The organism is Paenibacillus sp. 2RAB27, assembly GCF_052115445.1.
Taxonomy (GTDB): Bacteria; Bacillota; Bacilli; order Paenibacillales; family NBRC-103111; genus Paenibacillus_E.
In genome coordinates this window covers 1-12,655 of the sequence record NZ_JBFRGR010000030.1, presented here as the reverse complement: position 1 = coordinate 12,655, position 12,655 = coordinate 1, and the positions used below count along the sequence as shown (strand labels likewise).

Here is a 12,655-nt window from a genome sequence, read left to right as displayed (position 1 = left end):
CCTAAATGCCTAACTGTCTATCTGCTTTCTAAGTCGCTCCATGACAGGGAATGGATAACAAATTGGATATAGGTAATCCTAATCCCTAATAAAGGAAGGGGTGAGCAATTTGAAGGATGAGACAATATTCCCTCAAGAGCAAGAAGACTCACGCACGGCAGAACCTGAGTTTAATCACGATTACGATCTGATGCGTGCCTATGCCGATCAAATGAATGGCGAAGTCGAAGCTAGAGAAGATAGACTTGACTAACATTCTCCAGCTTGCTTCTCCAGGTACGCGCGAATGGAAGGATCCATACACAGTCCGATGGAACGGCCGTATGCGGTTCGAGCTTCTTCGAACCTCTTCATCCGCTTGAGCAAATGGGCGCTCAGTGCCCAATAAGGTTGATAGCTCTTGACCGCTTCGGTCGGCATTTTTTCCAGCAGTGCCATCCCCATTTCTGCCCCACGCGCCTCAGCAACGGCTGCCGCCCGGCCGACGATTGCGCCGATCGTTGGAGCGATACCCACGAGCCCCTCGTACAGCAACGCGATTGCTTCCCATTCCGTTCGGCCCGTCCAGGCACGCTGGGCATGCACGGATTGAATCGCCGCTTCAAGCTGGAACCGCCCGATGCGGTTCCCTTGCGCGGCAACACGAAGGCAATGCTCCGCTTCCTCAATCATCGTGATTGACCAACGGGAATAATCCTGTTCGGTTATCGGAACATAGTCACCTGCCTCATTGCGCCGCACATGGCGGCGTGCTTCGCAGTGCAGCATAAGTGCCATCAACCCCAACGCTTCCGGTTCCCCTGGAATAAACTGTAAGATCAATCTTCCCATGAAAATTGCTTCTTCGGCCAGTCCTTTCCGACGTGGATCTACGCCGACTACATCATCCCAGCCACTTCCATAAGCTGCATAGACAGCTTCAAGCACGGATTTAAGACGCTCTGGCCATTCGTCCTTTCCGGGCATGTCGAAAATAATAGCGTCGCTCTTCAGTTTCGCTTTCGCACGAGTAAGCCGCTGCCCCATCGTCGCAGGCTTAACAACGAAAGCAGAAGCAATGCGGGCTGCGTCAAGGCCAAGGACGGACTGGAGCATGAGCGGTGTACGCACGGCTGGATCAATTTCGGGATGGGCGCAAATAAACAGCATCTTGAGCCGTTCATCAGGAAAAGACGCTTCGAGTTCGGACCATTGCTGCGTAGTATTCGCCATCGCGATCAAAGTCTGCTCCGCACCGGCATGCACACGGGCATGCCGTGTACCGTCGATCAGTCGGCGCTGCGCAGCCGTTAGCAACCAGGCCTCCGGTTTATCTGGTACTCCGGTCGCAGGCCATGATTCTAGCGCGGCCAGAAAAGCGTCGGCAATCGCATCCTCCGCTGCGGCTAGGTCACGCCAGCGCATAGCCAGAAAAGCAACCAGACGGCCGTAGGAATCACGGGCCGTCTGTTCAATCATTTGCTCAGCATGCATAGCGCTCATAGCGTAACCGGGTACAAGTTAGGGCGGACTTCAACCGAGCTGCCGGGACAACGTGCCGCCCATTCCAATGCGGTATCCATATCCGGCACGTCGATAACCATCAAACCGCCAATATGCTCCTTGGTTTCGGTGATCGGCCCATCCTGAACCAACATTTCACCACCCCTGAGGGTAAGCGTAGTCGCGGTCTCCGGTGCCTGCAGACCTGCACCGTTTACAACAATGCCGGAATCGAGCATTGCTTTAACATAATGGGCCCAGCTTGCGGCATATGCCTCCTTGTGAATCGGATCGTTTCGTTTGGCGAAATCCTCTGTCGTTTCATACATAAGCAGTGTGTAGTTCATGGTTATTGCTCCTCTCAACATTCATAATGGGGTTGTTTCATGACTTCACTATAATGACGACCCAGATCGATGAATTTCTACATCATGCAAAAATATTTTTGCACTATCACTAATCGTTCTCCTTATGTAATAAATCTTTCTTCTTCCTACTTATGTAAAAAAATAATACCACATATTAGGATAGTTCCGTAGGTGATCACGTCTCGTATGTATCCATAATTCGAATCAACAACGGGCTACGAGTGGCGAAGGCCGCTTCTACAGTTGAAACACCTGATGCAATTTGCCTATGTGACAAGTCGTCTTATGATCCTTATGTATCACCTGAAAGTCGCATATGTCACAATTTGTTTACAATACATATATACACATGGTATTTACAGTAATGTATCAATAATTTATAATAGTCATAAATTGTCAGATATTTTAACTGTAAATGGCAAACTTATCGAAAGATAAGGGCGCAAAGTTATGGGCCTAAAGCTTCGAAGCTATGGCTGCCAAACCGCCAGTTTGTGATAGTAAGCCTATCCCGAACACCTTGGGATAGGCTTTTTTATGCCTCTATCCCTACTGAAATTATCAAAAAATGTCGAAGAATGGGGGATATTCACGGATTATAGCGTTTCATGTCAATACAAATAGCATCTAAGGAGTGCAGTTAAATTGAAGACCAAGAACTATTTCGGCAAAAATCTTTTATTCTCGATGTTGAATTTGCTAGTCATCGGGGTAGTGCTTATTTCCATCAGCGCTTATTTTCAGAATCAAATTTTAACAGATACGTTGAGAACGCAGACCCATAATATGACATCCGTGTGGGCACAAGGTATATCCTATAAAGACGTCCAGGGTGCACTACGTGATAAAAGCTATGAAGCAAGCGAGCAGCAACGATTAACCAAGCTATTTGATAGTTACACTGCCTTCAATGCCAATGTAGCGCAAGCTTACATATTTGGGGTTGAGTTAGCGGATGGGAATAAAACATCGTTGATTTCGTTCCCGAGTCACGTTGTTAAAGCTTTTAAAGAAGCAGGTTTGAACATCGGAGATATGTATGAGCAACCGAAAGGGATCGTCAACGGTTTGAAAGCCATGTTGAAAACCAAAACCGAGACCTTCACTTCTTACTATAAAGATGATTACGGCACTTGGGTCAGCGTTCTTTACCCAATTATTGACGATAGTGGCAATGTTGCAGCTTACTTTGGCGTGGATGTAGACGCAAAAGTGATTCCCGATGCTCAAAAGTCGTTCCTCCTGAGTTCGATCATTTTACTCTTAATCGCCTTGGTGATTTGCAACGGKGCGCAATATTGGGTGGCAAGAAGAACGCTTATGCCGATCAACCAATTAATGCGTGGAATTGAACAAGCCTCTATCGGAAAGTTCAATTTCACATTGGAGGAAAACGGCGGTTTCGGCGAATTAAATCAAAAATTCAATATGATGCTTTCTAATATTCGTGAAATATTATCAAGTATTAAACAAACAGCTTCAAGTGTATCCGATGCTTCCAACGAACTGTTCAGCATCACTGAAGACAATCGTCACAGCATTGAGCTGATCACAACAGAAATCAGAGACATGAATACGCATGTCGACCAGCAAAAAAATTCTACAGAAGAATGCGGACGATCAGTTGAAGAAATTGCAGCTTCTTTACAAGTCATCGCTCAAAACGCGACCGAAGTTGCCAATGCTTCTCATGCTATGAAAAATCTATCCGAAGAAGGCAATATGGCCGCTCAGACGATATCGGATCAAATGGGTCGCATCAATACGAACTCGATTTCTACCGCAGGCACGATCAAGCTCCTTGAATCGAAATCGGAGGAGATAGGTAATATTCTCAATCTCATTAAAGACCTAACTGCGCAAACCAATCTACTTGCTTTAAACGCAAGTATTGAGGCCGCTCGAGCTGGCGAACATGGCAGAGGTTTTGCAATTGTAGCCGCTGAGGTTCGTAAGCTTGCTGATCAATCGAAAAATTCGACAAGTCAGATTGAAACTCTTGTTGCCGACATTCAATCGGAAACACAAAACACAGTTACGTTCGTGACGCAAGGTACAAATGAAACCCAAAAAGGGATGGAAATTGCCAAAAGCACAGGTGAATCCTTTACTAATATTCTCGACGCATCGCAGGTCGTATCTAATCAGGTTCTAGATATTTCATCCGCTACACAAGAAATGTCTGCTAGTACAGAGCAGGTGACTGCCATGATKGGCGAATTGGGTGGTATTTCCAGAAAAACAGCACAAAGTACAAACAAAATTATGGATTCGGTTCTGACTCAGGAATCTTCCTTACAAAGCATTTCAACTTTCGCTAGCAAGCTCTCCACGGTTGCAGAGGAATTGAGCGATATGGTAGGTAAATTTGAAATAGAGATGAAATAAATGGTTAGGAATTCCGGATTACACAACGTTTGTCGTTGTGTAATCCGTTCCAATAACATAGTTCAAACATAGAGGAGAGAGACTATGCTTAATTTCGTCACAGAAATACCGTCCATCTACAGCCAAATCAACAATACGTACGAAGCCTACCCAGCAACAGACACGATATCATCCATCTTCCGGCGCGTAGCAACGAGGTATGCAAGTAAAACAGCGATCTCTCACGGTAACAATGAAATTCTTTACGCAGATTTGTTCAAAAAGAGCGCTCAGGTTGCGAACGCATTGACCAATGCCGGCTGCCGCAAAGGTGATTTTGTCGGTATTTATATGGAGCGCAGTCCCGAAACCGTCATTTCCATTCTTGGGATATTGCGAATGGGCGGCATTTATGTCCCCATTGACCCCGAACATCCTATCGAACGCAATCGGTATATTGTACAAAATGCTAGTTGCAAACAACTCATTATGAAGATGAGCCACCTCGAAAGCGCTGCAGAGTTATGTCTTACGTTAGGTGTCGATACCCCCATTTCGATAGAGAATTGTTTGGAGAAAGACGAGACCAGTTTCGAGGATGCAAACATCACTCCGGATGATTTGGCGTATGTGATTTACACTTCAGGTTCCACCGGGAATCCAAAAGGTACACTGATCGCTCACCGAGGAGTCGTGAATCTCTGGAATACGTTCACCAAACAATTGGAAATTTCAAGCGTAGACGTACTCACTCAGTTTTCTACATTTAGTTTTGACGCTTCCATTTTGGATACGTTTAACTGCTTGCTCAATGGTGCAACGCTCGTCATTTTAACGAAGGAAGAGCAATTGACGCCTGAGCTTTTTTTGTCGCTTCTTGAAAGCAAAAAAATTACTATCATTGGTTGTATTCCCACATCTGTATTTAATAGGATATCTGAAACAACTATTTCCAGCCCCAAATCTATGTGGCAAACTGTAAGAAACATTACAGTAGGCGGGGAAGCACTACTCTCCGACCATGTACGCAAGTTCCAAGACAAGTTTGGAAAGGATATCGTCATTTTTAACGCTTATGGACCAACTGAGTGCACCGTCGTTACAACGACCTTCAAGATAACGGACTATTGGAACAGCAATTCGATAACTGTCCCCATTGGCTCCCCTATCGGCAATTACAAGATTTATGTGGTTAAAGCTGATGGCACGCTGGCAGAAGTTGGCCAAGAAGGAGAGCTTCATATAGAAACCTTTGCCCTCGCGAAAGGATATTTGAATCTTCCTGACAAAACGAATGAAGTTTTCATTAATAACCCATTCAGCAGCGCTCCTTACTCGAAGGTTTATAAATCAGGCGATATTGTCAAAATTTTATCAGATGGCAGTCTCGAATTTCAGTACCGTAAAGACGGGCAATTAAAACTGCGTGGCTTTCGCATTGAAATTGGCGAAATTGAGAACGCTTTGTCCAAACACCCTTCCGTTCTCGATGCAGCCGTAGTTGCTATCCAAGATAACAATACAGTAAAGCATCTTTCTTGCTTCTACTCCTCAAAATCCCGTGTATCCAGCGCTGAGTTGCGCGAGCATTTAAAATCGTACGTTCCCTATTATATGATTCCTAGCTTTTTTTATGGGCTGAAGGAAATACCGCTCTCGCCAACAGGCAAAGTAGACAGAAAAAAGCTGCTCGCCATGGATAACATCGATCTTGCGGAGACGAATATTCCTTATGAAGAGCCGGTTGGCGAATTAGAATGTGCCATTGCATCCGTGTGGTCTGAAATTTTAGGACTTGCGCGAGTCAGTCGCAACGAAAGTTTCTTCGAGATCGGCGGAGACTCTCTAGGGGTTATGGCGGTTTTATCGAGTCTAAAGCAGGATTACCTCAACTTGCGGATGAATAATTTGTATGAACATCCAACGGTGAAAGATTTGGCTGCCTATATTTCTACGTTATCCACCGATACTGACGAAGCTAAAGAAACGCCTGTCACCGAGTACAAAACACTTAGGGAGCTGCCGCTTCTTCCAAAGGTGGAGATGAATAGCCAAGACGGTTTAGGTTCGGACATCTTGCTAACTGGGGCAACAGGGTATTTGGGTTCACATCTGATATATGAGTTGTTAACAACCACAGAAGCCAACCTCCACCTGCTGGTTCGTCCCAAATTTGGCCATAACGGAATTTCCCGGGTTTGGGAAACCTTGGACTCCTATTGGGGTCAAACGTTTTTTGCCAAGTATACGAACAGGATTTTCGTACTCGAGGGTGATTTGGTGAATGCTGACTTAGGCTTAGGCGCCGAAGAACGCAAGTTTGTTTCTACTAAAATTACTTCTATTATCCATGCTGGTGCGGATGTTAGACATTTTGGCAGTATGGATGATTTTCATGCAACCAATGTGATTGGCACTCAAAACCTGCTGAAATTGGTATACGATAGGCCGACTGTCCCCTTCCACTTCATTTCTACAATAGGAATACCAGAAGATATGGCATCATCAGGATATTGGGAAACGGTATCGCAAAATTTCCAGGAGTTTTATAACTTAAAATTGGAAAATGTATATACAAACAGTAAACTTTTAGCGGAAAAATGTGTCATAGAAGCCATTAGTGCGGGGCTGCCATGTTCGATATATCGAGCAGGCAATTTGTCGTGCCACAGCGTGACCGGTCGCTTTCAAAAAAATATCCATGAAAACTATTTCTATCGTATGATCAAGGCATTCCTGCTTCTAGGTAAAGCACCTGTCGTAGACACACATATGGATATCTCTCCGATCGACTTTGCAAGCAGCTTTATGGTTTCCTTAATGAAGCAGCGTAAATTCGGTGAAATCTATCACATTTGTAATCCGGTTCAAGCACATTATGATGCATTCATTGATGCGCTGAGAGAACTAGGGTATGCCATTGATCTCTTACCGCAAAAAGAGTTCGAAAAGTGGGTCATCACAAAAGGCAACAACATCAGTAAGGAAGCTGTTCAATTAGCCATTCCTTTATTGGAAGGTGACGGGGTTCGAACTTCACCATACCTTTATGGCTGCGAGAGCTCCATTCAGAGAGCTGGTTACTTAACTCCCTTGCCAAGCTTGAGAGATTTGGTAGCCGCCTTGGTAGAGCATGCAGTTGATCGTGGATATTTCCCCAAACCGTAGGAACTAACATTAAATTGTGGTCAGCCCCTCCTATTCCTAATTGAATGAAATCCAATCTATTTACCATGCAGACCCTCAGCAACGTGCTGAGGGTCTACGTTTATTTCATAAAAGGGGGAGCGACTTTTATTATAAAGGTGCTATCCTTGAATACGTTATTTTTTACCATGTAACCTTCTAGCTACCTAACCGATCTAATATATACGTAACGTTACGAACATACTAAAATTACTAGTCAAGAAAGCAGGTAAACCTTTGCATTTAGATCCTATTGTCATCAAAGCCAAAGCTGGGGACCCTGAAGCATTCATGCAGTTGATGCAAGAGATAGAATTACCTTTATATAGAACTGCAAGGTCCATCGTCAACAAAGACGAAGATTGTGCAGATGCCCTTCAGGAGACGATACTTAAAGCCTTTAAGTCCATCCATACACTCAGAGAGCCCGCTTTTTTCAAAACGTGGATATTCCGAATTCTGATTAATGAATGCAACAAAATGGTCAAAAGCAGCTCAAGAGCCCTCCCTTCCGGAGAGCTTCCCGACGTCCCTTCCACTTCCAAGGATTATGAGAAAATCGAATTATGGGATGCCGTTCAACATCTTGAGGAGAACCTACGGATTGTCATTCTCCTTCATTACCTACAGGACATGCCGATCAGTGAAATTTCCAACATTCTCGAAATTTCTACGGTAGCGGTGAAGACCCGGCTGCATCGCGCCCGTAAAAAGCTAAAGCATTCATCTCAAATCAATCAAGAAAAGGGAGTTGCGACATCGTGAACACTAAGTTAGAAGAACAATTAAGGAACTGCCAAAGCCTACTTCCCGATCAGTTATCTGATATTGCCCGCTCCAAGCTGAATGAGACTTACCAAATCATCAGGGAAACCGATAATTCCATTTTCCCCATTCAGAGAAAGAGAGATGTATCAAGAACTTTTAATAAATGGTGGGTTTCCACTACAGCCGCTGCAATCCTGGGAGTTACACTCCTTGCTTCCGGCTTCGTATCGCCCGCAATGGCTGATGCACTCAAGCAAATTCCGGTTCTAGGACAAATCTATTCATTATGGGGTGAAAAAAACGGAGATCCCGGTCTTCAACAAGCCGAAGATTTCATTACAAACGTAAACCAAAGCGTAACCCATGGCAAGGTGACTATGAATATTCCAACGTTGTTATTTGACGGGACTCGAATTCTTATGAACGTAACCACTCCTGGAAACCGTCTGGCTTCGGAGCCCAATTCGCCGCCTTCGGATGCCAATAAAGGAGCGTTAGATAAGTTTGAGGTCCTCTATAAAGGTCAACCCCTAAACTGGGGTTACGAATTCATGGACGGTGAGACTGCTTCCAGCCTAATCGTTCAGGTTACCAGCACGACTAGCATTAACCAGACTGTCCAGTTCCCTGATCAGTTTGACTTGACTGTAAATGTAACGTTAAAGGGTTACGATGTCCCGTTCCAATTCGTTCTACCTGTTACAAAATCAACGCCCGTTACCGTTCTAACTTCAGAGGAGACCAAGCATCACTATAACATTAACTTGCAGAACAGCAAGCTGGAAATCAGCCCAATCACAACGCAGTTATCCGTTGCGTACAGAACCAAACCGGGCCAGAGCATAGAAGAAATGCTCGCTTCTATCCCTTCGAAATACAAGGGTGCTAACGGGGGCATCATCGCTCTTCAGTATGACATTGTGGATGAACATGGCGTTCAACTGAAGCCCATCGGTTCTCACCACATTAGCGAATCTTATACTATTCTCTTTGAACCTTTCAAGACTCTACCGCGTACCGTAACCATCAAACCGTACTTAGTCGTATCCGAAGGTCAAGCCCCAGCTGGGGTTATAGGTCGGTGGGAAGACAAAAATATAGTCAAGGAATACATCCCTGAGCTAGAGACTGTACTTTCGGTGCAATAGTTCATCTGTAAAAAGGGTATGCAAACCTACTAAAGACGGAGCACGCAATCCTCCCTTTACTTTTAAAAGCAAAAAAGAGACCCACAGCAACGGGCCGCGGGTCTAAGTTTTATATTTTAAAAGGGGGTCGTCTTTTATTATAATCCCGAATGATTAATGCAAGATGAAAATAAGATTTCAATCATGTAACAAATATTTACTTTTTTATACGAATTTGAATTGGCTAGCGCCTTTTTAAGATGTCTTCTACTTTGGCTTTCATAGATTGAATCGTTGTTTTCCTATATTGAATACCTAGCCGGATGACCTTCAATTGCTGTCTTCGGGATAGCGTTCGGAAACGTGGTTCTTGCTTTAAAAATTTACGAATAATCGTCCAACTGTTGATTTCAAACCGGTTTGGTTTTAGGTAAGGAACTTCATAAGGCATTTGTCGTTTTCGAAATCGATTGACAAGATTTCCAAAGTTAGCTGAAATCTTACTTTCATCTACAAGACACACAGCCCGATTTTTATTTGTGTGCTTTTTGAGGAAAGCGAAATGATGGTGTCCGTCTTGAATAATATATCCACCATCTTTCTTGCTTTTTTGCACAATTAACAATTGCATAAGGTCCTGTGCCACTTTTTTTAACTCCTTCTTACGTGGCGAGGTCTTCGTATCGGTACTTTCCTGCTTAATCTTACTTAGAGGTATATATTGCACAGTATATCTCAACGCTACCCCTCCTCAACACCGCTGATTAATGTAATGTATTCCAACTTAGTACAGTGTATGTATGTTAGCGTATTGGAGGTTCATACTTTCATTGGCAAGTCTGATCCTATGGCTATGAATAGCTTGGCCTTCTAGCTATTCACCCACACCGAGTCTTTTGGTCCCACATATATTGTGAGAACAGACCAATCGAATTGAGGGAGTGATAGCTATGCCCGGAATGCTACGGACAGTCAACGGAACGACCACCCTTTTTGCAACAGCAAGTATAAAATCCAAGCAAGAAGTTGCTTGAGCGCGCAGACAGTTTGCCTCATTAGCTGTTTGCCGACATAGCATTTCTATCCAAAGAAGCCACTCCATTGGCAGGAGTGGCTTTGTCTTTATATGCTGCTATATTCCTTTGAATAACATAATAATAACCATGCTTCGCGGCTTTTACGGGCCGACCAACACGCCATGAATGAATTTCTCTAATACTTCGACATCCGTTATGTTCTTGTTGCAAACCTCGCTATTCACGCACAAATAATTACCTATGGCCCTGTAATAATCTGGCGATGCACCTTCCGGTTTCCACTTCGTCACAGCAGTGAAAAGCGCGACCTCCGTATGCCGATTGCACACAAAGCAAACGCCTTTCTTATTAGTGGGCGTATACTTCCCTTCAATGCCGATTAGCTTTCCGTTCAAATCATAAACAATGAATAATTTATTCGTTGCAATATCGGTCCAGCCCAGGTATGTCGCGAATCTATAAGTGATACCTTTAAGATCAGGTATTTTCAGTTACTTGTGCTTAGGGAAAAGTTTCTTTATTTGATTCTCCGTCACATGCGCATATTCCTCCGCTAAATAAGGCTCCAAGGCATGCAGATATCGCTGAAAGTCCGCAGTGGTTTGTAGCTGTTTCAGGTTCACAAGCCATTGTTTTTGCAAATCAGTTAGATCCGAAAACAATCCGCCTATCTTGACTTCTGTATCATTGCGAACCGCTTCGACCACTTTCAAATTGGTAACGGAATTACAGGCATTTTGTAACTGACCGATCAGTTTCTTAATCTCGTTGTATTGATGGTTTCTAATGAATGGTTGACTCATAGCTTCCAGCCCCTTATTTTTGATGAAAATAAAATAAGCTGCAAAGCCCCATGATTAGAAACGATTTTTTCTCGGGCGATCACCATAAACGAATCACCCCATGCAAAGATCGCCCTAATGAAAGGCTCTGCATGAGTCGCTTCTTATTCCGGCAAAATGATTTGCCATATTTACCGCCTCCCTTATAGATTTAAATTATAAGGGAGGTCCTACTCTACCGCAAGTGTTGCGCCCAATGGAATAAATCCCAATATACTGCTTACGAGCGCGCTTTATATTTTTGAAATATATTCCTCTAGTAAAATCCCCTAATTAACCGATAGGTGTCCCATTAGGCAATTTAATATCTGGTTTCAAGAGAGTTACATCCCCCTTTTCCGGTACTCCTCCAAGAATTAATACTTCTGATCGGAAACCCGCAATAGATCGAGCGGGAAAGTTAACTACTCCAATGATTTGTTCCCCTATAATCTCTTCAGCTTTATAACGTTTAGTGATTTGAGCACTCGACGTTTTGATTCCGATATCTGGTCCAAAATCAATTTGGAGTTTAATCGCAGGTATTTTTGCTTCTGCAAAAAACTCCGCTTCAGTAATCGTTCCAACACGAATATCGAGTTTCAAAAAATCATCAATCGTTGCCATCGTTCATCCCCCTACTCAACTAAAAGAATTTTTAACTATTCATTTACTATTTTGAACATTGTACTTTAAAGATTTTAACCAAAAATACATTCCCATACCGAGTAAGGTCATCATGCCGCCTAAGAACTGAAATGAAGATATTGTTTCACCTAGTAATACATACGCAAGAATTATGGCAAGAACCGGTTCTCCAATAATCCCTACCGAGACAGTCGTTGCTCCAATTGACTTTAACAAAAAATTAAAAATGTATTGTCCAAAAATAGTTGGGATTATTGCAAGCAACAAAAAATAAGTCCAATCTGATGTGTCGTAATCAATTAATGAGAAATTATTTATCAAATTGTAGACGAGCATGACGGTACCACCAATAAAAAAGACGAAAATACTGTATACATTTGTATCGATTTTTCGGCTTACTTTCTGCCCCGCCAATAGATAGGCTGAAGCGAAGAATGTGCCTATTAACGATAATCCGTCGCCAATTAGCGCATTTTTCGAAATCCCTATGTCTCCCCATGCAATAACGATTGAACCCATAAGAGCAACGATCAAGCAAAAAACGGTTAGCAGATTAACATGTTCTTTGAACAAAAAGTAGGAACCTATCATAACAAATAACGGCTGTAATGCCAAGATGACCATCGAGCTTGCAACTGCGGTATAGACTAATGATTCCATCCAGAATAAGAAGTGTAACCCTAGAAAAAGGCCGGCTAAAATTAAACTGTACCCTATCGAGTAGACACTTTAAAAAAGTCTCTCGATAGGGTACTTTTATTTATATCAGAAAAGATGGGAATGGGAAAATGAAATGAGTAAGAAAATATTCACAGATAACGAAATCAAGTCGCTATCTATCAATCCTTATG

Annotated in this window: 12 protein-coding genes and 1 riboswitch; of the genes, 5 read left to right on the top strand and 7 right to left on the bottom strand. The window is 43.3% G+C overall.

From position 1 onward, the window contains the following. Nucleotides 1-109: 109 nt before the first annotated feature. The gene (locus tag AB4114_RS27910; protein ID WP_441991397.1) at nt 110-253 is read left to right on the top strand and encodes a hypothetical protein; all 144 of its coding nucleotides are present in this window, start codon (nt 110-112) and stop codon (nt 251-253) included. Here the strand turns inward: AB4114_RS27910 and AB4114_RS27905 are convergent. Beyond that, a complete protein-coding gene (locus tag AB4114_RS27905; RefSeq protein WP_441991396.1) occupies nt 250-1,482 on the bottom strand; it encodes an RNA polymerase sigma factor in 1,233 nt (410 codons plus the stop codon). The two genes, AB4114_RS27910 and AB4114_RS27905, sit on opposite strands and share 4 nt — an antisense overlap. Further along, entirely contained in the window at nt 1,479-1,829 is a 351-nt protein-coding gene (locus tag AB4114_RS27900; RefSeq protein ID WP_441991395.1) for a YciI family protein, read from the bottom strand. The genes AB4114_RS27905 and AB4114_RS27900 overlap by 4 nt, the downstream gene beginning before the upstream one ends. 428 nt (nt 1,830-2,257) lie before the next feature. Further along, nucleotides 2,258-2,342: riboswitch (cyclic di-GMP riboswitch) on the top strand. A gap of 153 nt (nt 2,343-2,495) precedes the next feature. On the opposite strand from AB4114_RS27900, the gene AB4114_RS27895 reads away from it, so the two are divergent. The 4 genes from AB4114_RS27895 (at nt 2,496) to AB4114_RS27880 (ending at nt 9,319) form a co-directional block, all read left to right on the top strand. Then, entirely contained in the window at nt 2,496-4,238 is a 1,743-nt protein-coding gene (locus AB4114_RS27895; protein WP_441991394.1) for a methyl-accepting chemotaxis protein, read from the top strand. An 84-nt stretch (nt 4,239-4,322) separates the two neighbouring features. After that, entirely contained in the window at nt 4,323-7,385 is a 3,063-nt protein-coding gene (locus AB4114_RS27890; protein ID WP_441991393.1) for an amino acid adenylation domain-containing protein, read from the top strand. A gap of 255 nt (nt 7,386-7,640) precedes the next feature. After that, nucleotides 7,641-8,168, top strand: coding sequence for an RNA polymerase sigma factor (locus AB4114_RS27885; protein WP_441991392.1), 528 nt, complete (start codon nt 7,641-7,643; stop codon nt 8,166-8,168). Next, a complete protein-coding gene (locus AB4114_RS27880; RefSeq protein ID WP_441991391.1) occupies nt 8,165-9,319 on the top strand; it encodes a DUF4179 domain-containing protein in 1,155 nt (384 codons plus the stop codon). The genes AB4114_RS27885 and AB4114_RS27880 overlap by 4 nt, the downstream gene beginning before the upstream one ends. A 223-nt stretch (nt 9,320-9,542) precedes the next feature. On the opposite strand, the gene AB4114_RS27875 is transcribed toward AB4114_RS27880, so the two are convergent. The 5 genes from AB4114_RS27875 to AB4114_RS27855 form a co-directional block, all read right to left on the bottom strand. After that, nucleotides 9,543-10,037 carry a hypothetical protein gene (locus AB4114_RS27875; RefSeq protein WP_441991390.1) on the bottom strand — a complete coding sequence of 165 codons (495 nt, stop codon included), beginning with the start codon at nt 10,035-10,037 and terminating at the stop codon, nt 9,543-9,545. A 438-nt stretch (nt 10,038-10,475) separates the two neighbouring features. After that, on the bottom strand, nt 10,476-10,820 hold the full coding sequence (locus tag AB4114_RS27870; protein ID WP_441991447.1) for an FBP domain-containing protein: 345 nt from the start codon (nt 10,818-10,820) through the stop codon (nt 10,476-10,478). A gap of 6 nt (nt 10,821-10,826) precedes the next feature. Next, the gene (locus AB4114_RS27865; RefSeq protein WP_441991389.1) at nt 10,827-11,138 is read right to left on the bottom strand and encodes a hypothetical protein; all 312 of its coding nucleotides are present in this window, start codon (nt 11,136-11,138) and stop codon (nt 10,827-10,829) included. A gap of 312 nt (nt 11,139-11,450) precedes the next feature. After that, complete coding sequence (gene csaA / locus AB4114_RS27860; protein ID WP_171634731.1) at nt 11,451-11,783, bottom strand: chaperone CsaA; 333 nt, start codon at nt 11,781-11,783, stop codon at nt 11,451-11,453. A gap of 39 nt (nt 11,784-11,822) precedes the next feature. Further along, nucleotides 11,823-12,506 (bottom strand): DMT family transporter, encoded by a 684-nt coding sequence (locus AB4114_RS27855; RefSeq protein WP_441991446.1) that lies wholly within the window; start codon nt 12,504-12,506, stop codon nt 11,823-11,825. Nucleotides 12,507-12,655 lie beyond the last annotated feature (149 nt).

Bases quoted from the DNA above. Each gene is read 5' to 3' on its own strand.
- AB4114_RS27890 (WP_441991393.1), top strand. From the start codon at position 4,323: ATGCTTAATTTCGTCACAGAAATACCGTCCATCTACAGCCAAATCAAC.
- csaA (WP_171634731.1), bottom strand. From the start codon at position 11,783: ATGGCAACGATTGATGATTTTTTGAAACTCGATATTCGTGTTGGAACG.
- AB4114_RS27905 (WP_441991396.1), bottom strand. From the start codon at position 1,482: ATGAGCGCTATGCATGCTGAGCAAATGATTGAACAGACGGCCCGTGAT.
- AB4114_RS27900 (WP_441991395.1), bottom strand. From the start codon at position 1,829: ATGAACTACACACTGCTTATGTATGAAACGACAGAGGATTTCGCCAAA.
- AB4114_RS27865 (WP_441991389.1), bottom strand. From the start codon at position 11,138: ATGAGTCAACCATTCATTAGAAACCATCAATACAACGAGATTAAGAAA.